Raw genomic sequence first — 25503 nt, forward strand, 5'->3', positions numbered from 1 at the left:
GAGGGGCTTAAGCAGGTCACATCGCGGCGAGCAGGGTCGCGATCGGGATGAAGGCGAAGGCGACCGAGCTGTCCGCCACGCCGTACGGCACGAACAGCTTGTCGCCGTGGCGGATCGCGCCGCAGCTATAGACGACGTTGGGCACATAGCCCTCGCGGTCTTCATGCGCCGCGGCCAGGATCGGCTCGCGCGTGCGCCCCAGCACCCTGGAGGGATCGTCCTTGTCGAGCAGCACCGCACCGATCGAATATTTGCGCATCGCGCCGACGCCGTGCGTCAGCATCAGCCAGCCTTCGTCCAGCTCGATCGGCGGGCCGCAATTGCCGATCTGCACCAGTTCCCAGGGGAAATGCGGGGTGAGCAGCTTCTCGCCCTCTTCCCAGTGGGTCAGCGTGTCGGATTTGAGCAGGAACAGGTTTTCCCCGTCTTGCCGGCCCATCATCATATACTGGCCACCGATCTTGCGCGGGAACAGCGCCATGCCCTTGTTGCGCGAGGCAGGGCCGGTCATCGGCACGAGATCGAACGCGCGGAAATCCCGGGTGCGCAGCAGCTCGGACTGAATCGCCGAGCCGTTATAGGCGGTATAGGTGCCGAGCCATTCGTCAGAGCCGTCGTCATGGGTGAATTTGACGAGCCGGAGATCCTCCAGTCCCTTCGACTGGGCTGCGGTGATCGGAAAGATCACCGTGCCCGACAAAGTCGAATCGCGGTGACGATAGACGGTGATCGGCCCCTCGGGCAGTTCCTCCTCGTCCTGCCCTACCGCGTCGGTCGCGGTGGCGAAGGGTGGTTCGGGCGCCAGCTTGAGTTCGTTGTTCGCGGTGATGATGCCCTCGCGGAAGGCGACCGAGGAGATATGCCCCTCCCCCACCGCGCGCAGCGACATCAGGATGCGCAGCGATCCCGGCGGCATGCCGCTCTGATCGAAATGCGGCACCGCGCTTGGATTCATCAGCGCGGCGGCGGCATAGCTGTATTCGTGGCAGAAATAGGCGCCGATCAGCTGGCGCTTCTCGTCGCCGATCTCGCTACCGTCGAGCCCGAGCATTTCCTCGATCTCGTCATAGCGGGTCATGAACACGCGGCGCGTCTGCCAGTGGCGCGCCTCGAAATCCTTGAGCACAATTTCGAGCTCGGCGCGGGTAGCAGCGGTGTCGAGTTCCATCACCTCGCGCACCAGCCGCTCGGTCCGGCTGCCGCCATTGCCGGCCCAGGCGAGATGAAAGGGACGGACAACCACACGTGAGGGATCGGCATGCAGCCGCAGCGCGTGGTGGAACAGTTCGATCACTTATGGGCCTCGCGGTATGACGTCTTGGCGACGTCGCGAGCGAGGCTACGCGACGGCGCGGTCCGGTCCTGCCACGCTTTCGACCCGCTTTGAAAGCCCCGAAATCGCGCAAGACGCCAATTGCAGTGCCAGAATCGACTCGGCGCCCTGGTTGCGATTGAGCCCGGTCGGCATCAGGCCGTCGAAACAGCCGCCGTCCTGCGCGGTCGCCAGCGGCAGATCGAGGTCGTTCTGGCCGAGATACCAGCGATAGGCGCGCGTCGCCTCTTCGACCCAGCGCGCATCGCCGGTGGCCCTGAACGCGGCCGAACAGGCATCGATCGTGGCCTGCGCCTCGAGCGGCTGCTGATCGAACGGTAGCGGCTCCTCATAAGCGCGCCCGAAGCTCTCCGTGCCGATGGCGCGGAAACGGCCTTCCGGCGAGGTCTGCTGTGCGACGATCCAGCCAAGCGTGGAGAGCCCGCACTTCAGCAGGTCATCGCGCTTGAGCGCCATGCCGGCGCGGATCAGGGCCTCTGGCAGCCGGGCGTTGTCATAGGCGAGCACGATCTCGAACCATTCCCATTCGGGGCGCCGCGCCTCTTCGACCAGCGCGAGCAGGTCGTTGGAGAATTGCTCCAGGATGTTGGTGGCGAGTTCATGACCCGGATGGGCGCCCAGCATCGCCGCTGCGCCGAGCATTGCAAATGCCTGAGCGCGCGGGCTCTGCAATTCGAAGGCGAGCGAGGCAGTCTCGTCGAACAGCCGCACGGCCCAGTCGCGATGCTTGACCAGCGAGGAACGCCGCGCGGTGACGCCGAGCGCCCAAATCGTGCGCCCGTTGGAATCCTCGGAGCCATATTCCTCGCACCAGGTGCGATCGAAATTCATGAAGTTGCGGAAGCGGCGCTTGTCCGGATTCCACGCATATTGGACGAACGATGCATAGATCGTCATCCATTTGTCGCGCACTGCCTCGTCGAGATTGTCGATAGCCGTCATCAGCATGAGCGCGCGCACATTATCGTCGATGCAATAGCCGTGCCGGCGATCCGGCACCGAATAGATCGAATGCTGCAGCATGCCGGTGGAGTCGCTCATCCGCTCGACGGCGGCGATATCCGGCACCAGCGGCGTGAGGCGCACCTTGGCCGGCAGGCGGCGCGGCTTGGCGGCGACCATTTCGGCGATTTCGCCCATCGCGACTTCGGCAAGCCGCGGCCAGATCATCGTGCGGCCGCGCGCATAGGCACGCTCGGAAAGGCGGACGCGGTTGCGATCGCTGCCGAGCAGGGCGTTGATCTCGCGCGCAAAGGCAGCGCTGTCGCCGAAATCGACCAGCACGCCGTGCCCGTCGCCCAGGATCTCCGTGGCATGGACATAAGGCGTCGATACCACTGCCTTGCCCACGCCCACCGCGTAGGAGAGCGTGCCGGACGTGATCTGCGCCGGATTGCTGTACGGCGTCACATAAATGTCGGCCGCCTGCAGATAGTCGATCAGTTCGTCATGCTCGAGGAACGCATCGATGAACGCGACATGATCGGCAACGCCGTGTTCCGCGGCGAGCGCCTTGAGCCGGTCGCGATAGGCTTCGCCTTCATGGGCGACGAGGTTGGGATGAGTCGCGCCGAGCACGGCGTACAGAACGTCGGGATGCTCGGCGACGATCGCCGGCAGCGCGTCGATCATCGTCTCGATGCCCTTGTTGGGCGCCAGCAGGCCGAAGGTCAGCAGCGTCTTGCGGCCTTCCCAGCCGAACCGCGCCTTCAACGTCTCCGGATCGACAAAGGCGCGATCGGGCACGCCGTGCGGGATCATCACGATCGACCGCGGGCTCGCGCCATAGACGCGCTCGAGGATCTCGCGCCCGCGCTCGGCCATCACGACGACCTTGGCGGCGCGGCGCAGAAGGCCCTCCATCACCCGGCGCTCATCGGCGCTCGGCTTTTCGAGAATAGTGTGCAGGGTAACGATGACCGGGATCGACACTCGATCGAGCAGTGCGAGGATATGTTCGCCGGCCGGCCCGCCGAAGATGCCGTATTCGTGCTGCAGCCAGATCGCCTGGGCGCCACTCCGCTCGATCGAGCGAGCAGCATTGATATAGGCGACGCGGTCCTGATCGGGGATGCTCGCCGTGACTTCCGGGGGATATTCATAGCGACCGGGGTGATCGTCCATCGCATAGACGTCGATCTTGAGATCGGGGAACCGGCCCTTCAACGCCGTGAAGGTATCGGTGGTATATGTTGCAAGGCCGCATTTGCGCGGCAGGAAATTGCCGATCAGCGCCAGGTGATCGATCGGGCCAAGTGTTTCTGCCGAAAGAACCATTGCGTGATTACCTCATGTGAAACAGGGCTGGGAACCCCTGAACTGCCTCCCACGAACGGCCAAGTTTCAATATGGTTGCACCGATGTTGCACCGCAACAAGAGATTCGCGTTAATTTCGGTCAAGATTAAGGTGAAATGAACGATTCAGCCCCGTCCGCGATATCCGGGGACGTCCTGCGGGGGCAGCCAGACACCCTCCGGCGGCGTTCCGGACTGCCAGAAGACATCGATCGGGATGCCGCCGCGCGGATACCAATAGCCGCCGATTCGCAGCCATAGCGGCTTCATTTCGGCATTCAGCCGCTCGCCGATGCCGACGGTGCAATCCTCGTGGAACGCCTGATGGTTGCGGAACGCGCCGAGGAACAGCTTCAGCGACTTGGATTCGACGATCGTCTCGCCGGGCACGTAATCGATCACGAGATGCGCGAAATCGGGCTGCGCCGTGACGGGGCAGAGCGAGGTGAATTCGGGCACCGCGAAGCGCACGAGATAGGGCCTGCCGGGGCGAGGATTGGGGACGTAATCGAGTATCGCCGCTTCGGGAGAAGTGGGCAGCGCGCTGGCCTGGCCGAGATGCTTGGGGGTCATGAACCATATCTAGGGTGCGATGCGGCGAATTGAAACGGCGCGCGACGGTCGCGATCGGCTCGACGCCATCGCCGCCACTGGCTAGAGAGAAGGCAGGAGAGTCCTTTCCGTCCGCCCTGTGCTTTGGCCATGGGTCGTTCTTCCTCCCCGGGACGGTGGGTGGAGAGGATGCTCCGGATGCTCGACCCGAGCGGACTTTGTCAGGAGGAACACCATGGACTCGCTGGTTACGACGGAATGGCTCGCGAACGAGTTGGGCGCGAACGACCTCAGGATCGTCGACGCCACCTATTTCACCACCCTGCCCGGCGAAGCGCCGCGCGACGCGGCGGCGGAATATGAGGCGGCGCACATTCCCGGCGCGGTGTTCATGGATCTGGCCGATCTTTCCGATACGTCGAACCCGCTCCCCTCGATGCTGCCCCCGCCCGAGAAATTCGCGAGCCGCATGCAGTCGCTCGGCCTGGGCGATGGCAGCCGCATAGTGCTCTACGACCAGTCCCCGCATCACACGGCTGCGCGCGCGTGGTGGATGCTGCGCCTGTTCGGCGCGCATGACGTGGCGATCCTCGATGGGGGCCTCGCCAAATGGCAGGCCGAGGGCCGCGACGTCGCGAGCGGCAAGGAAAGCCTGCGCCACCGCCACTTCACCGTCTGGGCGGACGACAAGAGCGTGCGCAATCTCGATCAGATGAAGGCGAATCTGGACAGCGGCGCCGAGCAGGTGCTCGACGCCCGCTCCGCCGCACGCTTCTCCGGCGAGGAGCCCGATCCCCGCCCCGCCACGCATGCCGGGCATATCCCGGGATCGAAGAACCTGCCTTATGGCCAGTTGTTCAACGCCGACGGCACCTGGAAGCAGGGCGCGGCGCTGAAGGCCGAATTCGACGAGGCCGGCGTCGATCTGGCCAAGCCGGTGGTCATGACGTGCGGATCCGGCATCACTGCCTCGGTCCTCGCGTTCGGCGCGCATCTGCTCGGCAACGAAGCGGCGGTCTATGACGGCAGCTGGTCCGAATGGGGCGCCGATCGATCAACCCCGAAAGCAACGGGAACAGCGTGAGCAGCAATGAATGAGTGAGCAGGACGGCCGCCCCAAGGGCGATTCGACGCGTGTTGTGGCGGCCGGCCGCCGCCCGGGCTGGACTCAGGGGATCGTCAATCCGCCGGTGTGGCGGGCCTCCACGATCCTCTATGATTCGGTCGCGGAGCTGCGTGCGGCGGGCGGCCGGGATACGCACCACCGGCTGTTCTACGGGCGGCGCGGCACGCCGACTCAGTGGTCGCTCGCCGACGCGCTGACCGATCTGGAGCCGGGCGCGGAGGCGACCTTCCTCTATCCCTCCGGCGTGGCGGCGATCGCTGCAGCGCTGCTCTCCGTGCTCTCGCCGGGCGACGAGCTGCTCCTGCCCGACAGCGCCTATGATCCGACCCGCTCGATGGCGACCGGGCTGCTCAAGCGCATGGGCATCGCCACGCGCTTCTACGATCCGCTGATCGGCGCCGACATTGCCGGGATGATCAGCGACACAACGCGCGCGATCTTCATGGAAAGCCCCGGCAGCCTGACCTTCGAGGTGCAGGACGTGCCGGCGATCGTCGCGGCGGCGAAGGCGCGCGGCATCGTGACGTTGCTCGACAATACCTGGGCGACGCCGCTGTTCTTCCCGGCGATCGAGCGGGGGATCGATCTGTCGATCCTTGCCTGCACCAAATATATCGTCGGCCATTCCGACGTGATGCTCGGATCGGTCACCGCCGCGCCGGGGCATTTCGCGAAGCTGCGCGACACCAGCTTCCAGCTCGGCCAGATCGCCAGCCCGGACGATTGCTGGCTCGGCTCGCGCGGGCTGCGCACGCTCGCGATCCGCCTCGCCCAGCACCAGTCGAGCGCGCTGACGATCGCGCGCTGGCTGAAGCAGCAGCCCGGGGTGGGTGCGGTGTTCCACCCGGCGCTGCCGGATTGCCCCGGCCACGAGTTGTTCGTGCGCGATTTCAAGGGATCGACCGGGCTGTTCTCCTTCACGCTCGAGAACGCGACCGAGGAGGCCCGCGCCGCGCTGATCGACGGGCTCGAGCATTTCGGCATCGGCTATAGCTGGGGCGGCTTCGAGAGCCTTGCGCTGCCGGTCGATCCGGCGCGCTACCGCACCGCCACCAAGCGGCGCGATTCCGGGCTGCTGGTGCGGCTCCAGATCGGCATCGAGGATCCGGACGACCTGATCGCCGATCTCGACGCCGGTCTCGGCCGGTTCCGGGCAGCGCTGGCGTGACCCCGGTCGCCGCCTGGCTGGAACCGCTCGGGCTGGCGACGATCTCCCAAACCATGCTGATCCAAATTGCCGTCGCCGGTGGCCTGGTGCTGCTGGCGCTGCTCGCCGGCCTCGCCGCCGGCCGCCTGCTCGGACAGCGGGCCGAACAGGAATGGAAGAAGCGCCTCGGCGGCCAGGCCGAGGGCGTCGGCCTGCGGCTCCATCGTATCGTGCGTCACGGCACCGCCGCCTTGCTGCTGGCGATCCTGCTCAACGTCACCGAATGGCCCCCGCTTGCCGGATTCCCGATCGGCTTCGCGCTCGGCGCGGCGACGGCTTTGGTGTGCATCGAACTGCTGCGCGGCCTGGGTATCCCGCGCTGGATGGCCTGGTCGGTCGCATCGATCATCTTCGTGGCCATTCTCAGCCATGCCGTTGGCGGGCTGGCGCCGATCACCCTGGTGCTCGAACGAATCGGCGTTGATATCGGCAAGCGGCGCTTCTCGCTGCTATCGGTCGTGACGATCGTGGTGACCGCCACCGCGCTGTTCGCCGCGGTGCGTCTGGCCAACCGCCTGATCGCGCACTGGATCGCCACCGCGCGCGGGATGGACGCGACCCAGAAGCTGCTTTCGCAAAAGCTCGCCGGTATTGCCGTCGTCACGGTCGCCTTCTTCTTCGGCGTCGATCTGCTGGGCATCGATCTGACGGCGTTCGCGGTATTCTCCGGCGCGTTCGGCCTCGCGGTGGGGTTCGGCCTGCAGAAGACCATCGGCAATTTGATCGCGGGCATCATCCTGCTGATGGACCGCTCGATCAAGCCGGGCGACGTGATCGTCGTCGGCGAGAGCTTCGGCTGGGTCAACCGGATCGGCATCCGCGCCGTCTCGGTGCTGACGCGGGACGGCAAGGAGCATCTGATCCCGAACGAAAACCTCATGACCAATGAGGTGGAGAACTGGTCGTACACGGACCGCAACGTCCGGGTGCGGATCCCGGTGACGGTGGGCTATGGCTGCGACCTGAAGCTGGCGCAGGAACTGATGATGCGCGCGGCGGTGGAAAGCCCGCGGGTGCTCAACAGCCCGAAGCCGACTGTCTGGCTGAACGCCTTCGGCCAGAGCGGCGTCGATCACGAAATCCTCGCCTGGATCAGCGATCCCGAAGGCGGCGTCGGCAATGTTCGCTCCGACGTGCTCAATCGCCTGTGGTGGCTGTTCAAGGAGCATGGGATCGATCTCCCGCTGCCGCAAAGACAGATACATTTCAGCCACAAACCGGGGCAGCCGAACCCGCTGCCGTAGCGTCCCGACACTGTTGCGCGAGTGCAACATGCAGCGCAAACCAGCGCTGCGTGACAGAATTATGTTGTGCGTTGCAGCGCGGCTCGGCAATATTTCGTTACCGAACGGAAACACTGGCACGGGGAGGCGGTCGTCCGCCCTTACAGATGCCTGGTTCCGCCGGCTGCAGGTGGGGACCCGTTTTCACATCGAAAGGGATACCCATGCGCTTCACCACGATCGGCCTCAGCGCGCTGATGCTTGCCTCCGCCACACCTGCGTTCGCGCAGGAAGAAACCGCGCCGCCGCCGGCCATCACCGTCTCCGGTAGTGCTACCATCGTCTCCGATTATCGCTTCCGCGGCGTCTCGCAGACCAACAAGAAGGTCGCGTTGCAGGGTGGCCTGACCGTGACGCATGAGTCTGGCTTCTATGTCAGCGCCTGGGGTTCTTCGATCGACGACTATGTCGCGGCCGGCAGTGACCAGGAGCTGGATCTGATCGCCGGTTATTCCCACACCTTCGGCAACGGCGTCAAAATCGACGGTGGCGTGCTCTATTATTACTATCCGGGCGGCGGCAGTGCGCCGACCGACTTCTTCGAGCCTTATGTCGCCGTCTCCGCAACGGCCGGCCCGGTCACCGGCAAGGTGACCGCGAACTATGCGCCGAAGTCGAACGCACTGTCGGTTGGCTCGGGCAAGGAGGACAATCTGTACCTCGCCGGCGATCTTTCGGCAGGCATCCCGAACACGCCGATCGGCCTGACCGCCCATCTCGGCCACAGCTGGGGCCCGAGCTACCTGATCCCCTCGGGTAAGGAATATACCGACTGGGGCCTGGGCGCGACCGTGACCTGGAATCACCTCACCTTCGGTGTGAGCTATGTCGACACGAACAAGGACGTGTATGTGGGTAGCCGCAACATTACCGGTTCGGGCGTCGTCGGCTCGGTCGGCGTCAGCTTCTAAGCTTCGCTGAAATGTCGAAAGGGGGTGGCCCATGGCCGCCCCCTTTTGCTTGTCAGCGCGCCGCGACCAGCGCGCGTGCTGCCGCCGACTGTGGCGCGGCGACGATCGCATCGGCCGGCCCTTCCTCGACGATCCGCCCCGCCTCCATCACCGCGATGCGGTGGCACAGCCGCCGCGCGGCCGCGATGTCGTGGGAGATCATCAGGATCGCAAGCCCCCGCTCCCGCTGAAGCCGGTCGAGCACCCGCCCCGCCACCAGTACGTCGAGCGCCGACGTCGCTTCATCAAGGATCAGCAGCCGGGCGATGCGACCAGCGCTCGCGCGATGGCCACGCGTTGCGCCTGGCGCCACACAGGCCGGCCGGACGCCGATCGGCAAAGGCGAGTCCGCTATCGCCCGCGACCGGCGCTGCCGTCAGGACCCGACTGGAGATGGCGCAGCGGCTCGGCGACGCTTTCGGCCACGCTCAAGACGGCAAGCAGCGTCGGGAGGGCAGTCGCAAGCCTGCGGATCAGGATCGCGCGCATCGGTCAGGAAGCAGGGCGGTGGAGCGGAACGTCTATTCTCCCCTCCCGCCTGCGCGCGACCCTCCGTTTATGGATTCGGCGTGGTTGCGCGCGCGTCCTGGCCGTCGCCTTCGGGGGCGGCGACGATGTCGCGGGTGGTGGTGCCCTTGTCGACCACGGCCGTGCCGGGATCGGCGACCGACGAGCGGATGCCGGGATCGGCGCTATCGCCGCCGGCCGCTTCGATCGTCGCGCTTTCCGACGCGCTGCGCGCCGAACGGCCGCCGAACAGCGCATCGAGCGCCTGGGCGTTGGGGCTCACGTCATTGGCGCGCGCAGCGCCCGGCTGGGGCGGCGTGAGGGCGAAATCGGGCGGGATGACCAAAGGTGCCTGGCGCGCGACGGCGAATTCGTCCGGCCGCTCCCGGTCCATGCCACCATGGCCGCAGCCGGCGAGCAGGACGGCAAGGCCAAGCCCGGTTGCGATCGACACCAACTTACGCATTAATATTCTCCACTGAAGCACGCCCTGCCCGCGGCTTGTCGCGCACCAGGAGCGCTCGCACAAGCAGGATGAGCACCCCTATCGTAATCGCCGCGTCGGCGACATTGAATACCAGAAAGGGCCGCCAGGACCCGATGTGCAGATCCGCGAAATCCACGACATAGCCGAAGCGGATCCGATCGAGGATATTGCCGACCGCACCGCCCAGTACCAGGCCGAGCGCGAACTGGTCCTGCTTGTTGGGCTCGCGCAGCATCCACACCAGCACGCCGATCGCGATCGCCGCGGTCAGCACGACCAGCCCCCAGCGCATCGCTTCGGTATCGGCATGCAGCAAGCCGAGCGAGACGCCGCGATTGGCGACGAAGCGCAGCGTGAAGAAGGACGTGATGTCCCGCCCCAGGCTGGATTCGTTAAGGCCGAGAATGTCGGTCACGCCATATTTGGTCGCCTGGTCGGCGACGAACAGCACGGCGCCGCTGGCGAGGCCGAAGACGGGAAGCCGGCTCATCGTGCAACCACCGTAGCGCAACGCGCATCGAGCGCGCCATCCTCGGCGACATCGGGCAGATGCCGCCAGCAGCGGCCACATTTATGGAAAGCGGTGCGGGTCACCGACACGCTATCGCCGGTCGACACCTTCGCCACGATGAACAACTCGGCCAGCGCCTCGTTCGACAGCGGCGATTTCGGCACGGTCACTTCAGCCTCGAGGCTGGAGCGCACGATCTTCTCGCGGCGCAGCGGCTCGATCGCCTCGGTCACCTGCTCGCGCAGGCTGCGGACATCGGCCCACACCGTCGCCACCGCATCGTCACCCGGCAGCGCTGGCAGTTCGGGCCATTCGAGGAAATGGACCGATCCTTCCTCGTCCGGGAAACGCGCCTGCCAAACTTCCTCCGCCGTGAAGCAGAGGATCGGCGCGGCGTATCGGATCAGCGCGTGGAACAGGATGTCGAGCACGGTGCGATAGGCGCGCCGCTTCGCATCGTCAGGCGCGTCGCAATAGAGACTGTCCTTGCGGATATCGAAGAAGAAGGCCGACAGATCGTCCTGCGCGAAATCCGTGAGCAGCCGCAGATAGCGGTTGAACTCGAAATTCTCCGTCGCCGCCTTCAGCTCGACATCGAGCCGGCCGAGCAGGTGGAGCACATACAGCTCCAGCTCCGGCATGTGCCGCGTATCGACCTTCTCCGCATCGCTGAACCCGTCGAGCGCGCCGAGCATGTAGCGGAAGGTGTTGCGCAGCTTGCGATAGGCGTCGGAGGCCGTGGCGAGCACTTCCTTGCCGATCTTCACATCGTCGAAATAATCCGTCGAGGCTACCCACATGCGCAAGATGTCGGCACCGGATTCGTCGATGATCTTGAGCGGATCGACGACGTTCTTGAGGCTCTTCGACATCTTCTTGCCCTGCCCGTCCAGCGCGAAGCCGTGCGTCAGCACGGCATCGTATGGCGCGCGGCCGCGCGTGCCGGCGCTTTCGAGCAGCGACGACTGGAACCAGCCGCGATGCTGGTCCGAGCCTTCTAGATAGAGATTGGCGCGCGTGCCTTCACCATAACGCGCCTCGATCACGAAGGCGTGAGTCGAGCCCGAATCGAACCAGACGTCGAGGATGTCGGTGATCACCTCATAATCCTCGGCGCGGTACTTGTCGCCGAGCAGGGCCTGGTGGTCGGCCGCGAACCATGCGTCGGCGCCGCCTGCCTTGAACGCGTCGACGATGCGGGCGTTCACCGCCGGATCGTTGAGATACTGGCCGGTCACGCGGTCGACATAGAGCGCGATCGGCACGCCCCAGGCACGCTGGCGGCTGATCACCCAGTCGGGGCGCTGTTCGACCATCGAGCGGATGCGGTTCTGGCTGCGCGCCGGGATCCAGCGCGTCCGCTCGATCGCATCGAGCGCGATCTCGCGCAGGGTCGGCCCATTGCCGATGGCGTGGCCGAGCATCGGCGCGAAGCCGGCATCGGCGCCCAGCTCGATCGGCTCGGCGACGGCGAGATCCTGTTTGATCTCGTCCATCGGGATGAACCATTGCGGCGTGGCGCGGAAGATCACCTTGGCCTTGGAGCGCCAGCTATGCGGATAGCTGTGCGCGAAATCGTCCGATGCGGCGAGCAGCGCCCCTGCCTCGCGCAGATCGGTGCAGATCGGGCCGTCCGACGCGACGAACTTCTTGTTGATGACGCTGCCCTGCCCGCCCAGCCACAGCCAGTCGGGCCGAAACATGCCCGCGCCATCGACCGCGAAGACGGGATCGATGCCGTGCGCCTTGCAGAGGAGGAAATCGTCCTCGCCGTGGTCGGGCGCCATATGGACGAGGCCGGTGCCGGCGTCGGTAGTGACGAAATCGCCGGGCAGGAACGGGCGCGGCTTGGCGAAGAAGCCGCCGAGCTTGTGCATGGGGTGGCGGGCGACAGCGCCGACAAGTTGCGCGCCCTTGAATACCCCGCGTTCCAAAGGAATCGCTGTTGGCTGCAAACCAGTCCGTTGCATGAAGCTCGAAAGCAGATCTGTTGCGACGAGCAGCTTCACCGTCTCGTTATCGCGCAAAAAACCGACCAGTGAGTACTCGACCTCAGGCCCATAGCTCAGCGCCTGGTTCACCGGAATCGTCCACGGCGTCGTCGTCCAGATCACCGCATAAGCGCCGACCAGTTCGGGCGCGTTCGGCGCTTCGGTGATCTCGAACGCGACGTCGATCTGGGTCGACACCACATCCTCATATTCCACCTCGGCCTCGGCCAGCGCTGTCTTCTCGACCGGCGACCACATCACCGGCTTGGCGCCGCGATAGAGCTGGCCGCTTTCGGCGAATTTGAGCAGCTCGTTCACGATCGCGGCCTCGGCCTCGAACTTCATGGTGAGGTACGGGTCTTCCCAGTCGCCCATCACGCCGAGGCGCTCGAACTGGACGCGCTGCACCGCGACCCATTTCTCGGCATAGGCGCGGCATTCGGCGCGGAACTGCGCGACCGGCACCTGATCCTTGTCGAGCTTCTTCGCGCGGTACGCTTCCTCGACCTTCCATTCGATCGGCAGGCCGTGGCAATCCCAGCCGGGCACGTACGGCGCGTCCTTGCCGAGCAAGGACTGGCTGCGGACGATGATGTCCTTCAGCACCTTGTTCATCGCATGGCCCATATGGATGTCGCCATTGGCGTAGGGCGGGCCATCATGCAGGATGAAGCGCTCGCGGCCCTTCCGCTGCTCGCGCAGGCGATCGTACAGGCCGAGCTTCGCCCAGCGCTCCAGAATCACCGGCTCCTTCTGGGCCAGGCCGGCCTTCATCGGGAAATCGGTCTTCGGCAGGAAGACGGTGTCGCGCCAGTCGCGCTGGGTATCGGGTGCGTCGGTCATGAGTGGGCGGGCTTTAGACGAGAGGGGAGAACGTTAAAACCCCTCTCCCAGCGGGAGAGGGAGGGCCCATGCGAAGCATGGGAGGGTGAGGGTGACCGAATACGCGCCCTCACCCCGCCGAGCTTCGCGGCTTGCCGATGCGAACCGCCGGGAGAGGAGAATCACCCGTTCCGCACCAGGCCCACTTCGCTGAACGGCTTGGGCTCGAGCGGCGGGATCGTCGCCGGGTTGAGCTCGCGCTGCCAGAAGCCGACGTCGATCCAGCGGCCCTGCTTATAACCGACTTCGCGCAGCACGCCGGTGCGGCGGAAGCCGACCGATTCGTGCAGGCGGATCGAATAATCGTTGGGCAAGGCGATCGCGCCGACCGCATGGGTGAAGCCCTGCGCGCGCAGGGTGGAGATCAGCGCCTCATAGACCTGGCGGCCATTGCCCTGCCCCTGCGTGCCGCTGGCGAGATAGACCGAGGTCTCGACGATATATTTATACGCCGGCCGATCGCGGAACTTCGTCGCATAGGCATAGCCCAGCACCCCGCCTTCTTCATCGCCATTGGTGACGACGAGCCAGGGATAGAGCCCATCCGACGACGCCATCCGCCCCCGCATCGCGCGGGCGTCCGGCGGCTCCAGTTCGAACGAGACGGTGCCAGTCTCGACATAGGGCGCATAGATCGCCGCGATCGCGGCGGCGTCTTCCGGCCGCGCGGCCCGAATCGCGATCATTGCGCCACCCGTGCGAGCACGAAATCGAGCAGTTTGATGTCGGACGACGATGCGCTCGTCCCGCCCAGACCTTCGCATTCGAGGCAACGCGCCTGGATCGCCGCGCCGGTGCCGATGCGCTTCACGTCCCCCAGCGCCTGAGCGAAGATCGCGCGGCGATCGGCCGCGATGCGGGTGAAGGCATCAGTGCCGTCGCCGCTGGTGTCGCCGTCGTCCGGCCCGATCACCTTCTCCATCAACTGGCCAATCCAGCCGGGTTTCTTTTCGAGATATTCGGCATGCACGTCCCCCGGTTTCAGGCCAGCGCGGCGCGCCGCCTCGTCGATTGCATCCTGCAACCCGCCGAAGCGATCGACCAGGCGGATCTGGCGGGCGGTGCCGCCATCCCATACCCGGCCCTGCCCGATCTCGTCGACCCGTTGCGGGCTGAGCTTGCGGGCCTCCGCTACGCGCGCGATGAACTGGCGATAGCCATTTTCGATGCCGGCCTGGAAGATCGTATCGGCCGCCGTCGAGAAGCCGCCGACCACGTCGGGCTGGCCCGACAGCGGCGTCGTGCGGACGCCGTCGCTGGTGACGCCGATCTTGCGCAGCGTGTTCTCGAACGACGGAATGATGCCGAAGATGCCGATCGAGCCAGTGATGGTGTTGGGCTGGGCAAAGATCGTGTCGCCCGCGGTCGCCACCCAATAGCCGCCCGATGCGGCCAGGCTGCCCATCGAGATCACCACCGGCAGCTTCTGCGCCTTGGCCTCCATGATCGCGCGGCGCATGTCCTCCGACGCCAGCGCCGAGCCACCCGGCGAATCGATCCGCACCACCAGCGCCTTCAGATCCTTGCGGGCGAGTCCTTCGAGCAAGGCCTTGGTCACCGTGTCGGCACCGGCGCTGCCGTTATTGGATTTGCCGTCGACGATATCGCCCGCGATCGTCAGCACGCCGATCGCGGCGCCATTGGTCGGCAGCGGATTGGCCGCGACATAGGCGGCATAATTGATCGTGTTGAAGGTGCCGGCCGGCTTCTGGCTGTCGGAGCCGGCAATCTCCGCCACGCGCTTGCCGAAATCGAAGCGCGTGCCGAGCTTGTCGATCAGGCCAGCCTGCATGTTGGCCTTGGCGATATCGCCCTGCACGGCAGTGATCACCTGATCGGGCTTGCTGAGGAAATCGGCGATCTTCGCCTTGGGCCGCGCCTTGACGATCGCTTCCTGCCACTGCGCGAACAGGACCTGGTAGAGCTTGACCACCTCTTCCTTCGCCTCGGGCGAGGCATCGGCGCGGGTATAGGGCTCGACATAGGATTTATACTTGCCGACGCGGTAGACGTGCGCGTTGACCCCCAGCTTGTCGATCAGCCCTTTGTAATAGAGCTGCGATCCGCCCGGCCCCATGAACAATGTGCCACCCATCGGGCTCATCCATATCTCGCTGGCATTGGCGGCCAGGCGATATCCGGAATCGGTATAGGCGGTGGCATAGGCAAGGACCGGCTTTTTGCTGTCGCGCACGCGGCGGATGGCGTTGCCGACCTCCTCGATCGCCGCGGGATAGCCGCCGCGGAACGAGTCGAGATCGAGCACCACTGCCTTGACCCGATCATCGTCCTTCGCCTTGTCGAGCGCGCGGACGACGTCGCGAAGGCGAAACTGATGCATCGGCGTGCCCCCGCTGATCGCCGCGAAGGGATCGGCTTCCTCGGGCTGCTCGACGATCTGGCCGTCGAGCCGCAGCACCAGCGCGCCGTCGCGGATCGTGGTCGGGCCAGGCTTGGCCGACAGCGCGCCGAACAACAGGCCGAAGAACAGCAGCATCGCGATCAGGACAAGGGCGTCCTTGATGCCGACCAGAATCTTCCAGGCGCCTCGAACAAGTCTCACGTAGCGTTCCCCTGCATATGCGGTTGACCCTTCGCTAGAGCATGAGGGGGGTTGAGTAAACGCCTGTATTAGGCACGCAATACAGGGCGAAATTGTCACCGGAATGGCTTGGCCTGCGGTTGACGAAACGACCGTCCCGCCACATATGCGCATCGCTGGCACTCACTCCGCGTGAGTGCTAACAATGATTAACGACCCCATTTGAAAAGGGACAAGCGCATATGACTTTTCGTCCGTTGCACGACCGCGTCCTCGTCCGCCGCGTAGAGGCTGAAGAGAAGACCGCGGGCGGGATCATCATCCCCGAGACCGCCAAGGAAAAGCCGCAGGAAGGCGAAGTCGTCTCCGTCGGCACCGGCGCCCGCGCCGAGGACGGCACGATCACCCCGCTCGACGTCAAGGCTGGCGACAAGATCCTGTTCGGCAAATGGTCCGGCACCGAAGTCAAGATCGACGGTGAAGACCTGCTGATCATGAAGGAATCCGATATTTTGGGGATCGTCGGCTAAGCCACGACCTTCCGAATTTCCTCAACTTTCCAATTTGAAAGGGTAGCCTCACATGGCAGCCAAGGACGTAAAATTTTCGCGTGACGCGCGTGAGCGCATTCTCCGCGGCGTGGACATCCTCGCCGACGCAGTGAAGGTCACGCTTGGGCCGAAGGGCCGCAACGTCGTGATCGACAAGTCGTTCGGCGCACCGCGCATCACCAAGGACGGCGTCACCGTCGCCAAGGAGATCGAGCTGAAGGACAAGTTCGAGAACATGGGCGCGCAGATGCTGCGCGAAGTGGCCTCGAAGACCAACGACGTCGCCGGTGACGGCACCACCACCGCGACCGTTCTCGCCCAGGCGATCGTTCGCGAAGGCATGAAGTCGGTTGCGGCCGGCATGAACCCGATGGACCTGAAGCGCGGCATCGACCTCGCGGTCATCGAAGTCGTCAAGGACCTCAAGGCACGTTCCAAGCCCGTCTCGGGCACCAAGGAAATCGCCCAGGTCGGCATCATCTCGGCTAACGGCGACACCGTCGTCGGCGAGAAGATCGCCGAGGCGATGGAGAAGGTCGGCAAGGAAGGCGTGATCACCGTCGAGGAAGCCAAGGGCCTCGAGTTCGAGCTCGACGTCGTCGAAGGCATGCAGTTCGACCGCGGCTATCTCTCGCCTTACTTCATCACCAACCCGGAGAAGATGTCGGTCGAGCTGAACGATCCGTACATCCTGATCCACGAGAAGAAGCTGTCGAACCTGCAGGCGATGCTCCCGATCCTGGAAGCCGTCGTCCAGTCGGGCCGTCCGCTCCTGATCATCGCCGAGGACATCGAGGGTGAGGCTCTAGCCACGCTCGTCGTCAACAAGCTGCGCGGCGGCCTCAAGGTCGCAGCCGTCAAGGCGCCTGGCTTCGGCGATCGCCGCAAGGCGATGCTCGAGGACATCGCGATCCTGACCAAGGGCGAGATGATCTCCGAGGATCTCGGCATCAAGCTCGAGAGCGTCACGATCGGCATGCTCGGCACCGCCAAGCGCGTCACGATCGACAAGGACAACACCACCATCGTCGATGGTGCCGGCGACCATGACGCGATCAAGGGCCGCACCGACGCGATCCGCCAGCAGATCGAGAACACCACCAGCGATTACGACAAGGAGAAGCTCCAGGAGCGCCTTGCCAAGCTCGCCGGCGGCGTTGCCGTGATCAAGGTCGGCGGTTCGACCGAAGTGGAAGTCAAGGAGCGCAAGGATCGCGTCGACGACGCTCTCCACGCAACCCGCGCAGCAGTCGAAGAGGGCATCGTCCCCGGCGGCGGCACGGCTCTCCTCTATGCCACCAAGGCACTCGAGGGCATGAAGGGCGCGAACGACGACCAGACCCGCGGCATCGATATCGTCCGCAAGGCGCTCTACGCGCCGGTTCGCCAGATTGCGGCGAATGCGGGCCATGACGGTGCGGTGATCTCGGGCAAGCTGCTCGACGGCAACGACCCGACGCTGGGCTTCAATGCGCAGACCGACCAGTATGAGAACCTTGTCGAGAGCGGCGTGATCGACCCGACCAAGGTCGTCCGCACTGCCCTGCAGGACGCGGCCTCGGTCTCCGGCCTGCTCATCACGACGGAAGCCGCCGTGTCCGAGCTGCCGGAAGACAAGCCCGCCATGCCCATGGGCGGCGGCGGCATGGGCGGCATGGGCGGCATGGACTTCTGATTTCGGACGGGACCAGCAAAGCTGGTCCCGACACGAAATCAGAACGGACGGCGGTTCGGCGGCAACGCCGCCGACCCGACCGACGAAAGCGCGGGCTTTGCCCGCGCCGATCCAAGCTCCCGGCCGACTGGTCGAGAAAAAGAAAGGGCCGGAGGGAAACCTCCGGCCCTTTTCTTGTTCGCCTCACGAAGCGAGGGCCGCGTGCTGCTTCCGCGGATGATGGGCTTAAAGCGCGGGGCAGGCGTTTCGCGCTCCAAGCCCCTCCACCACCCGCTGAAGAAGCGGGTGGTCCCCGTACCGGGGAGGAATAATAAGGCGCATGGATTTTCCCGCGTCGCGCGCGCATGGGGCGGAGCGATGCGCGACCGTCTGCTCCTGTGGATATTACCTTGGCTGACGCTCAGCTTTGCGATCTTCGCTGGCTGGCAACATCTCGCCGTGCTGAATCCGACGCGGCTGGCCTGGCTGCTCGACGGCAACGATCACGGGCAAGCGGCGGTCGGCATGGCGGCGTATCTGCGCACCGCGGCGCCCTGGCCGTCGCTTCATTCGACCTTGCTGATGGCGCCCGAGGGCATCTCGCTCGCGCTGACGGACGGCAATCCGTTGCTCGGCCTGCTGCTGCGCCCGTTCGCGGCGATCCTGCCGACCGGGCTCCAATATCTCGGCTGGTGGCTGTTCGCCTGCATCCTGTTGCACACCGGCTTTGCCGCGGCGCTGGTCCGCCGCTACGCGCCCAATCCGCTGGCGACCTGGATCGGCGCGGCGCTGCTCACCCTGATGCCGGTGCTGCTGGCGCGCTTCGGCCATGTGAATCTGTGCGCGCAGTGGCTGATCCTCTGGGCGCTATGGATCTTCGTCGATGCGCGGCGCGTGGCGAACCCGGGCTGGTGGGTGGCGGTGATCGTCGCCGCGATGCTGATCCACCCCTATCTGCTGGTGATGGTCGCCGCGATCTGGGCGAGCGCGATGCTGCGGCAATTCGTACTGGCGCCGAACGGGAAAGCGCGCGCGCGCATGTTCACTGATGTCGCCGTGGTGCTGGCGCCGCTGCTGATCGTCCCGATCCTGCTCGGCACCGTCGGCCAGCCGATCCTCGCGGCCGGCGGCTATGGCGCCTTCTCGATGGCGCTCGACGCGCTGTGGAATCCGAACGACCGGGCCTATTCGGCGCTGCTCCCGGCCCGGTCGCTCGATGCCTCGCAGGCGCTCGAGGGGATGAACTATCTGGGCGTCGGGCTGATTCTGCTCGTCATGATCGCATTGGTCTACGCGGTGCGCCACCGCGGGGATCAGCCGAAGGACGATCTCTTTCCCCGGCTCGCCTGGCTGCTGCCCGCCTTTCTGGTGTTGACGCTGGTCGCGATCGGGCCGCGGCTGATCTGGCAGGGCGACGTGATCGCTACCCTGCCGATGCCGGGCCGGCTGATCCAGATGCTCGACCCGATCCGCGCTTCGGGGCGGATGTTCTGGCCGGCGCTGTACAGCATCGCGCTGGCGGCGATCGCAGTCGCCTGCCGGATGCGCTACGCCACCTGGGTGCTGGCCGGGGCACTGCTGATCCAGCTCGTCGATCTCGTACCGCTGTTCGAATCGGCGCGGGGGAGCACGTTTTCGGCCACCGCGACCAGCCCCTATCGCCGCACGCTCGATCCGCGCTGGGATGCACTGATCGCCCGGGCCGACATGATCGAGTTCGAGCCGCCCGAGCCCTATCGCGATCTTGCGGTGATGGAGGAAATCGCCTGGCGCGCGATCCTGGCGGGCAAGCCGGTGCGTTATTTCTACGCGTCGCGCGAGCCGGTTCTGGTGCGCCGCCGGGTGAATGCCGATGCCGTGGCGTTCAATCTCGGCCAGATCGATCGCCGCCGGCTGTATGTCCTGCTCGATGGCCGCATCCCGCCCGCGCTCGTTGGCCGGGTGACGGTGATCGACGGCGTCTCGATCATCGCGCCGGCTGCGTCGCGATAAAAAGGAACGGGCCCGAGGGTTTTTCACGGTCGCGTTAACCAGACGGTCGTCCGGATGCGGCATGACCGGATCATGGTGGCCCGTTTATCCCGTTTTCTTGCCCTGGCGACGATCGTGGCCGGCGCCTTTCTCGCCTGGGTGCATCCGCAGGTCCTTGATATCACCAATGTCGGCTGGGTGCTGAGCGGGCAGGACTGGGGCGCCAACGCGCTTGGCCTCGCCGCCTATCTGCGCGCCGGGAACTGGCCCGGCACCGCGACGCCGCTGATGCTGTCCCCCGACGGCATCCATCTGCTGATGATGGACAGCAATCCGCTGCTCGGCCTCGTCCTGAAGCCGCTCGCCTGGGCCATGCCAGCCGGCGTGCAGTTCATCGGCTGGTGGCTGTTGATCAGCCTTGCGCTGCATGTGCGCTTCGCCTGGCTGCTGCTGCGCGACCGGGCACCGGATTTCCTCAGCGCCTGGCTCGGCACCGCTTTGCTCACCCTGCTGCCGGCGCTGTACAATCGCTACGCCCATTCCAATCTCTGCTCGCACTGGCTGATCCTGTGGGCGTTGTGGATCTTCGTCGACCGCGAGCGGTCGCGCCGCTGGCCCCCGTGGCTGGCAGTGATCGCCGTCGCCGGGCTGGTCCACAGCTATATGCTGCTGATGGTCGGCGCGATCTGGGCAAGCGCGATGCTGCGCGCGCTGATTGCCGGCGATCCTGCAGGCCGGCGGGGCGTCTTCGGCCTGGTGGGCGTGGTGGGCGCGCTCGGGATCTGCCTGGCGCTGTTGCACGGCCTCGCCGACCCGCCGGTTTCGACCGGCACCTACGGCGCCTTCCCGATGGCGCTCGACGCGCTGATCAATCCCGCCAATCCCAGCTACAGCCTGTTCTTCCCGTCGACGCCCGACGATCACGGCCGCGGTTATGAGGGGTATCAATATCTCGGCGCGGGCCTGATCCTGCTGGTCGTCACCGCCATTGGCGCCGCGATCGTCCGGCGCCGGGCGGTCTCCGGCGGCGCCGAACCTGCCCCGCTCGCCGATCTGCGCTGGCTCCTCCCGGCCTATGCCGTGCTCACGCTCCTCGCGATCTCGCACGGGGTGCTGCTGCAGGGTCAGCTTATCCTGCTCGTGCCGCTACCGTCCGCCGTGATCGACGCGTTCGATCTCGTCCGCGCCTCTGGGCGGCTGTTCTGGCCGGTCGCCTACACCATGATCTATGCCGCCCTGCTTGTCGTGTTCCGGCTTGAGCGGCGCACCCTGGTGCTCGGCGCGGCGCTGGTGCTGCAAATCGCCGATCTCTCGCCGATGTTCGCCGCGATCCGCCCGGCAACATTGCGGGCGACTCAGCCGGAGACCTATCTGATGACGCGCGATCCGCGCTGGCAGGCGGTGATCGACAGCGCGTCTGCGATCGAAATGCAGCCGCCCGATCCGTTCCGCGATCTCCAGCTGATCGAGGAAATCGGCTGGCGCGCGATGCTCGCCTGCCGCCCGATGCGCCACATGTACGTGTCGCGCATCCCGCGCTCGGCACGGGCACGGATCGAGGCCGATCGCCGCAATTTCCGCGCCGGGCGGATCGATCCAACGCGGCTCTACATCCTCTATCGCGGCGCGACCGCGCCGGCCGCCCTGGCGCCGCGGGTGCGCGTGCTGGACGGAATCTCGTTCATTCCGCCCGCCACGCCCGCGCCGCCGCCGCACCTGTGCAGCTGAGGGCATCGGCACTTCCCAAGCAGGCCGAAGCGCGACACATTGCCGGCAATCATCATCTGGGGAATCCCATCCTATGACCAGCCTGTCGCGCCGCGAGGCCCTCGCCGCCGCCACCATCGCCTCGCTTGCCGCCGCCATGCCCGTCTGGGCGCAGGACGCCGCGAACCCGCCCGCCAGTGGCGCGGCTTGGGACCTGACCGAGATCTACCCCAATGAGGCGGCGTGGGACGCGGCCCGCAAGCAGGCGCTGGCGGCCGTCCCGGGCTTGAAGCAATATCATGGCAAGCTGGGCGAGAGTGCCGACACGCTGGCCAAGGCGCTGGTCGCCGGATCCGATCTCGGCCGCACCGTCGCGCGCATCTATGTCTATGCCAGCCTCAAGGCCGATGAGGACGTCCGCATCCAGGCCAATCAGCAGCGCAAGGCGCAGGCGATCGATCTTTACACCGCATTCGGCGAAGCGACCGCGCCGGTCGCGCCCGAACTGCTCGCGCTCGGCACGGCGAAGGTCGAGGGCTTCATCGCCGCGAACCAGACACTGAAGACACGGTTCGATTTCTACCTGCGCGACATCGTCCGCCAGGAAGCGCACACGCTCACCGCCGAGGGCGAGGGGCTGCTCGCCGGCATGGGCGCCGCGCTGCAGGGGCCAAGCGATATCCGTGGCCAGCTCGTCGCGTCGGACATTCCCTGGCCAACCGTCAAGCTGTCGACCGGCAAGGACGTCAGGCTCGACGACCAGGCCTATACGCTGAACCGCGACGCCCCGAACCGCGCCGACCGCAAGATGATCTTCGACACCTTCTGGGGCGAATATGGCAAGTTCCAGAACTCGCTCGGCGCTGCCTATGTCGCGAAGCTCAAGGCAGATGTGTTCAACGCCCGCGCGCGGAAATATCCGACCTCGCTCGCAGCCGCGCTGTCGGGCGGCAACGTGCCCGAAGCGGTCTATCGCACGCTCGTCGCCGAGACGAACAAGGGCCTGCCCGAGCTGCACCGCTATTTCGAGCTGCGTCGCCGCCTGCTGAAGCTGCCCGACATGGGCTATTGGGACATTTATCCCCCGCTTGTGGCGCTCGACCGCAAGGTGACGGTGCCCGACATGCGCACGATCACGCTCGACGCGCTGAAGCCGCTCGGCCCGGAATATCTCGCAACCTTCGCCAAGGCGAGCGCCGCGAAATGGATGGATCCGCTCCCACGCCCGGGCAAGCGATCCGGCGCCTATATGAACCCCGGCGCCTATGACGTGCATCCCTATCTGCTGCTCAACCTCGGCGAGAATTACGACGGGCTGACGACCTATGCGCACGAATGGGGCCATGCGATCCATTCGCTGCTCGCAGCCAAGGCCCAGGTCTATGAGAAGGCCGATTATACGATCTTCACCGCCGAGATCGCCTCGACCTGCAACGAGCAGCTCCTGTCGGCCTATATGGTCGCCCGGGCTAAGACCCGGGAGGAGAAGCTCTTTTATCTCGGCCAGCAACTCGAAGGGATTCGCGGCACCTTCTTCCGTCAGGCGATGTTCGCCGAATTCGAGCTGGCGACGCATGACAAGGCCGAGGCGGGCGAAGGCCTGTCGGGCGAAACCTTCACGAAGCTCTATCTCGATCTGCTCAAGCGCTATCACGGGCCGAAAGTCGCGATCGAGCCGGCCTATGGCGTCGAATGGGCCTATATCCCGCACTTCTACAACAGCTTCTACGTCTACCAATATGCCACGTCGATCTCGGCCGCGTCCTTCTTCGCGCGATCGATCCTGAAAGGCGGCGCGAAGGAGCGCGACAATTATCTGGGGGTGCTGAAGGCGGGCGGATCGGATTATCCGGTCGATATCCTGAAGCGCGCCGGCCTCGATATGGCCAGCCCCGCGCCGTACCAGGCGATCGTCGCGACCTTCCGGGACACGCTCGACCAGGCCGAAGCGCTGATGGGCTGACCCAGAGCATCGTGCGAAAAAGTGAGAACCGGTTTTTCGCAAAAACGATGCGACAACAAATATCTGGAGCAGGCGAAGCGCCTCGGGTTTAACGCAGCCTGCTCAAGGCCGGCCGGTAGCGCATGGCGACGTCGCAGCGCTGATAGCGCGCGCCGAACTCGGCCATGATCGCGGGATCGTGGACGAAGCCCAGTTTCTCGTAGAGGTGGATCGCCGCCTCGCTCTTGCGGTTGCTGAGCAGATACAGGGTCTCCGCGCCCATATCGGCGGCGCGGGCGATGACGGCGCGCAACAGAAATTCGCCGGCCTTGCGCCCGCGCGCCGAACCTACCACGCCCATCTTGGTCAGCTCGAACCGATGCTCGCCGGTCTTCTGCAAGGCGCAGGTGCCGACGACGCCGAGCCCCTCGGCCGCGACGAACAATATGTCACCGCCGGCATCGATGATCCGTTCGCGCGGATTTTCCAGCACGTCGCGGTCGGTCTGCTCGAGCCGGTACATCGCCGCGATCCATTCGGCGTTGATGTCGTGGAAATCGCGCGCCAGATCATCCGAATAGCGCAGGATCGACAGTCCGAGATCGGCCGCCCGACAATCGAGCGGCCGCTCATCAAGCGCCCGCTCGATCGCCGCCACCTGGTCGAGGAAGGAGCCCGACACGCTTTCGCACATCGCCGCGACCGCCATGTCGATCCGCGGCCACACCGTGCGCTTCGATGTCTCCATTGCCGCGCTGCCCGCCGCCGTCAGCGCCAGCGACTTGTGCCGCTGATCGCGGCCGTTGCGCCGCATCTCAACCAGCCCCAGTTCCACCAGCCGCGCGACATTGCGCGTCACGCCGGGCTGGCTGATGCCGAGCGCCTCGGCAATCTCCCCGACGGTCAGCGCGCCGTGGCGGTCGATCGCGGCGAGCACGGGATATTGGCTCGGCTGGATCGCAAGACCGGCAGCCGCCGCCACCCGCTGGACATCACCCTGCATCCGCTCGGCCAAGCGCTTCAGCCTTGTGCCGAGAAACAGATGGCCCAGTTCAGCAACGACATCGTCAGCCATATGTTCCTCCGCGATCCATAACGCGGTATATAACGCGTTATGGATTATCGCAAGGTCTTGTGCACGCGCGATCTGCAGAAATGTTCCGACCGCGAGGGAACATTTTGCGCGAAGGGCGGGTTAATTGAGGTGCACGCCCAAGTGCCCAGGAAAGGCCGGACGACGCAATGACGCACGCTCAGAACCCCGCTGACGGAATGAGCGTGCCGCGCCCGTTCCTGGCGGTGGTGTGGGCGGCGTTGCTGACTGCGCTGCTCAGCGCGCTGCTGCCCGTCGGCCTTCCGCACAGCACTGCCGTTGGCTCCGCCTTCAACCCGGCCACCACCAGCGTGGCGCTGAAGGTGGGGACGCACCGGCCGCTGATTACGGCCGAGACTCTCACGAACGGGGATGACGAAGCGGGATCGGATATCGTCGTGCCATTGCCGGCGACTTCCTTCCTGCCTGCACCGGACGTCGCCGGGCTACCGCCCCGCATCTCGGCTGCACCGCTCCCGCCCGACAGATCGGCGACACCTTCCCTCTCCGGCAGGATTGTCTCGGCTGCCTATCCCCGTGGGCCGCCGTTCGCCTGAACGATCTGCGCCCCGCGCGGGGCGATGAGCGGCACGCGTATCGCGCCCCGACGGGTGTACCACCTTGCCGCACCTTGAAGATCGACGGGCACGCTTCGGCGTGCCCGGATGGAAAGGATGTAGACGTGCACGGATTCGATCTCGACGACGGGACCCAGAAACGACCGCCCTGGTGGTTCAAGGCGATCGTCGCCGCGGGGCTGGCTGGCGCGGCCGGCCTGTTGACGGCGGTGATCGCCATGAACGCTTATTGAAGCAAGGAGCAGTCGGGCCGGCCTCACGCCGGACCGACCGCTCCACACGACCTGCCAACCCGGCATCCGGCCATGGTCGGATGCCGAACCGTCGATCCGAGAGGGGG

Annotated in this window: 21 protein-coding genes; 11 read left to right on the forward strand and 10 right to left on the reverse strand. The window is 65.7% G+C overall.

What is annotated here, in order from left to right; translation table 11 throughout:
* Positions 1–16: 16 nt before the first annotated feature.
* From U1769_RS22755 to queF, 3 genes are all read right to left on the reverse strand, one after another.
* A complete protein-coding gene (locus U1769_RS22755) occupies positions 17–1294 on the reverse strand; it encodes a glycoside hydrolase family 130 protein (RefSeq protein WP_332720378.1) in 1278 nt (425 codons plus the stop codon).
* 45 nt (positions 1295–1339) lie between these two features.
* Positions 1340–3610: a glycosyltransferase family 4 protein gene (locus tag U1769_RS22760; protein ID WP_332720380.1), complete on the reverse strand. Its 2271-nt coding sequence runs from the start codon at positions 3608–3610 to the stop codon at positions 1340–1342.
* 145 nt (positions 3611–3755) lie between these two features.
* On the reverse strand, positions 3756–4202 hold the full coding sequence (queF, locus tag U1769_RS22765; protein WP_332720382.1) for a preQ(1) synthase: 447 nt from the start codon (positions 4200–4202) through the stop codon (positions 3756–3758).
* 214 nt (positions 4203–4416) lie between these two features.
* Between queF and sseA the strand changes: the two genes are divergently transcribed.
* The 4 genes from sseA (at position 4417) to U1769_RS22785 (ending at position 8708) form a co-directional block, all read left to right on the forward strand.
* Positions 4417–5265: a 3-mercaptopyruvate sulfurtransferase gene (sseA, locus tag U1769_RS22770; protein ID WP_332720383.1), complete on the forward strand. Its 849-nt coding sequence runs from the start codon at positions 4417–4419 to the stop codon at positions 5263–5265.
* Positions 5266–5275: 10 nt separating this feature from the next.
* Positions 5276–6475, forward strand: a complete 1200-nt coding sequence (gene metC, locus U1769_RS22775; RefSeq protein WP_332720384.1) for a cystathionine beta-lyase — start codon at positions 5276–5278, stop codon at positions 6473–6475.
* Between the two features lie 53 nt (positions 6476–6528).
* The gene (locus tag U1769_RS22780; RefSeq protein ID WP_443030448.1) at positions 6529–7758 is read left to right on the forward strand and encodes a mechanosensitive ion channel family protein; all 1230 of its coding nucleotides are present in this window, start codon (positions 6529–6531) and stop codon (positions 7756–7758) included.
* A gap of 203 nt (positions 7759–7961) precedes the next feature.
* Positions 7962–8708 (forward strand): TorF family putative porin, encoded by a 747-nt coding sequence (locus U1769_RS22785; RefSeq protein WP_332720386.1) that lies wholly within the window; start codon positions 7962–7964, stop codon positions 8706–8708.
* A 52-nt stretch (positions 8709–8760) separates the two neighbouring features.
* On the opposite strand, the gene U1769_RS22790 is transcribed toward U1769_RS22785, so the two are convergent.
* The 6 genes from U1769_RS22790 to sppA form a co-directional block, all read right to left on the reverse strand.
* Complete coding sequence (locus U1769_RS22790) at positions 8761–9087, reverse strand: ABC transporter ATP-binding protein (protein WP_332720387.1); 327 nt, start codon at positions 9085–9087, stop codon at positions 8761–8763.
* Positions 9088–9303: 216 nt separating this feature from the next.
* On the reverse strand, positions 9304–9720 hold the full coding sequence (locus tag U1769_RS22795) for a DUF3035 domain-containing protein (protein ID WP_332720388.1): 417 nt from the start codon (positions 9718–9720) through the stop codon (positions 9304–9306).
* On the reverse strand, positions 9713–10231 hold the full coding sequence (gene lspA, locus U1769_RS22800) for a signal peptidase II (protein WP_332720389.1): 519 nt from the start codon (positions 10229–10231) through the stop codon (positions 9713–9715). Before lspA ends, U1769_RS22795 begins: the two co-directional genes overlap by 8 nt.
* Positions 10228–13086 carry an isoleucine--tRNA ligase gene (gene ileS, locus U1769_RS22805; RefSeq protein WP_332720390.1) on the reverse strand — a complete coding sequence of 953 codons (2859 nt, stop codon included), beginning with the start codon at positions 13084–13086 and terminating at the stop codon, positions 10228–10230. The genes lspA and ileS overlap by 4 nt, the downstream gene beginning before the upstream one ends.
* A gap of 161 nt (positions 13087–13247) precedes the next feature.
* The gene (locus U1769_RS22810) at positions 13248–13811 is read right to left on the reverse strand and encodes a GNAT family N-acetyltransferase (protein ID WP_332720391.1); all 564 of its coding nucleotides are present in this window, start codon (positions 13809–13811) and stop codon (positions 13248–13250) included.
* Positions 13808–15688, reverse strand: a complete 1881-nt coding sequence (gene sppA / locus U1769_RS22815) for a signal peptide peptidase SppA (RefSeq protein WP_332720393.1) — start codon at positions 15686–15688, stop codon at positions 13808–13810. Before sppA ends, U1769_RS22810 begins: the two co-directional genes overlap by 4 nt.
* A gap of 221 nt (positions 15689–15909) precedes the next feature.
* Between sppA and groES the strand changes: the two genes are divergently transcribed.
* The 5 genes from groES to pepF all read left to right on the forward strand — a co-directional run bounded on the left by groES (position 15910) and on the right by pepF (position 23513).
* Positions 15910–16197, forward strand: a complete 288-nt coding sequence (gene groES / locus U1769_RS22820) for a co-chaperone GroES (RefSeq protein ID WP_332720394.1) — start codon at positions 15910–15912, stop codon at positions 16195–16197.
* Positions 16198–16249: 52 nt separating this feature from the next.
* Positions 16250–17893 carry a chaperonin GroEL gene (gene groL / locus U1769_RS22825; protein ID WP_332720395.1) on the forward strand — a complete coding sequence of 548 codons (1644 nt, stop codon included), beginning with the start codon at positions 16250–16252 and terminating at the stop codon, positions 17891–17893.
* A 357-nt stretch (positions 17894–18250) separates the two neighbouring features.
* A complete protein-coding gene (locus tag U1769_RS22830) occupies positions 18251–19864 on the forward strand; it encodes a DUF6311 domain-containing protein (RefSeq protein ID WP_332720396.1) in 1614 nt (537 codons plus the stop codon).
* Between the two features lie 75 nt (positions 19865–19939).
* A complete protein-coding gene (locus U1769_RS22835; RefSeq protein WP_332720398.1) occupies positions 19940–21571 on the forward strand; it encodes a DUF6311 domain-containing protein in 1632 nt (543 codons plus the stop codon).
* A gap of 73 nt (positions 21572–21644) precedes the next feature.
* Complete coding sequence (gene pepF, locus U1769_RS22840; RefSeq protein WP_332720400.1) at positions 21645–23513, forward strand: oligoendopeptidase F; 1869 nt, start codon at positions 21645–21647, stop codon at positions 23511–23513.
* Between the two features lie 88 nt (positions 23514–23601).
* Here the strand turns inward: pepF and U1769_RS22845 are convergent, their stop codons facing one another.
* Positions 23602–24567 (reverse strand): bifunctional helix-turn-helix transcriptional regulator/GNAT family N-acetyltransferase, encoded by a 966-nt coding sequence (locus U1769_RS22845; protein ID WP_332720402.1) that lies wholly within the window; start codon positions 24565–24567, stop codon positions 23602–23604.
* A 167-nt stretch (positions 24568–24734) separates the two neighbouring features.
* Here U1769_RS22845 and U1769_RS22850 point away from each other — a divergent pair, with 167 nt between their 5' ends.
* The gene (locus U1769_RS22850; RefSeq protein WP_332720403.1) at positions 24735–25142 is read left to right on the forward strand and encodes a hypothetical protein; all 408 of its coding nucleotides are present in this window, start codon (positions 24735–24737) and stop codon (positions 25140–25142) included.
* Positions 25143–25267: 125 nt separating this feature from the next.
* Entirely contained in the window at positions 25268–25396 is a 129-nt protein-coding gene (locus tag U1769_RS22855; RefSeq protein ID WP_332720404.1) for a hypothetical protein, read from the forward strand.
* The last annotated feature ends 107 nt before the right edge of the window (positions 25397–25503 follow it).

Origin of the sequence: Parasphingomonas zepuensis (assembly GCF_036663735.1) — a bacterium.
GTDB lineage: Bacteria > Pseudomonadota > Alphaproteobacteria > Sphingomonadales > Sphingomonadaceae > Sphingomonas.

What these genes read in the sequence shown, in the direction of transcription:
- U1769_RS22760 (WP_332720380.1), bottom strand. Translation starts at nt 3,610, where the DNA reads ATGGTTCTTTCGGCAGAAACACTTGGCCCGATCGATCACCTGGCGCTG.
- queF (WP_332720382.1), bottom strand. Translation starts at nt 4,202, where the DNA reads ATGACCCCCAAGCATCTCGGCCAGGCCAGCGCGCTGCCCACTTCTCCC.
- sseA (WP_332720383.1), top strand. Translation starts at nt 4,417, where the DNA reads ATGGACTCGCTGGTTACGACGGAATGGCTCGCGAACGAGTTGGGCGCG.
- metC (WP_332720384.1), top strand. Translation starts at nt 5,276, where the DNA reads ATGAGTGAGCAGGACGGCCGCCCCAAGGGCGATTCGACGCGTGTTGTG.
- U1769_RS22780 (WP_443030448.1), top strand. Translation starts at nt 6,529, where the DNA reads ATGCTGATCCAAATTGCCGTCGCCGGTGGCCTGGTGCTGCTGGCGCTG.
- U1769_RS22785 (WP_332720386.1), top strand. Translation starts at nt 7,962, where the DNA reads ATGCGCTTCACCACGATCGGCCTCAGCGCGCTGATGCTTGCCTCCGCC.
- U1769_RS22795 (WP_332720388.1), bottom strand. Translation starts at nt 9,720, where the DNA reads ATGCGTAAGTTGGTGTCGATCGCAACCGGGCTTGGCCTTGCCGTCCTG.
- lspA (WP_332720389.1), bottom strand. Translation starts at nt 10,231, where the DNA reads ATGAGCCGGCTTCCCGTCTTCGGCCTCGCCAGCGGCGCCGTGCTGTTC.
- ileS (WP_332720390.1), bottom strand. Translation starts at nt 13,086, where the DNA reads ATGACCGACGCACCCGATACCCAGCGCGACTGGCGCGACACCGTCTTC.
- U1769_RS22810 (WP_332720391.1), bottom strand. Translation starts at nt 13,811, where the DNA reads ATGATCGCGATTCGGGCCGCGCGGCCGGAAGACGCCGCCGCGATCGCG.
- groES (WP_332720394.1), top strand. Translation starts at nt 15,910, where the DNA reads ATGACTTTTCGTCCGTTGCACGACCGCGTCCTCGTCCGCCGCGTAGAG.
- groL (WP_332720395.1), top strand. Translation starts at nt 16,250, where the DNA reads ATGGCAGCCAAGGACGTAAAATTTTCGCGTGACGCGCGTGAGCGCATT.
- U1769_RS22830 (WP_332720396.1), top strand. Translation starts at nt 18,251, where the DNA reads ATGCGCGACCGTCTGCTCCTGTGGATATTACCTTGGCTGACGCTCAGC.
- pepF (WP_332720400.1), top strand. Translation starts at nt 21,645, where the DNA reads ATGACCAGCCTGTCGCGCCGCGAGGCCCTCGCCGCCGCCACCATCGCC.
- U1769_RS22845 (WP_332720402.1), bottom strand. Translation starts at nt 24,567, where the DNA reads ATGGCTGACGATGTCGTTGCTGAACTGGGCCATCTGTTTCTCGGCACA.
- U1769_RS22850 (WP_332720403.1), top strand. Translation starts at nt 24,735, where the DNA reads ATGACGCACGCTCAGAACCCCGCTGACGGAATGAGCGTGCCGCGCCCG.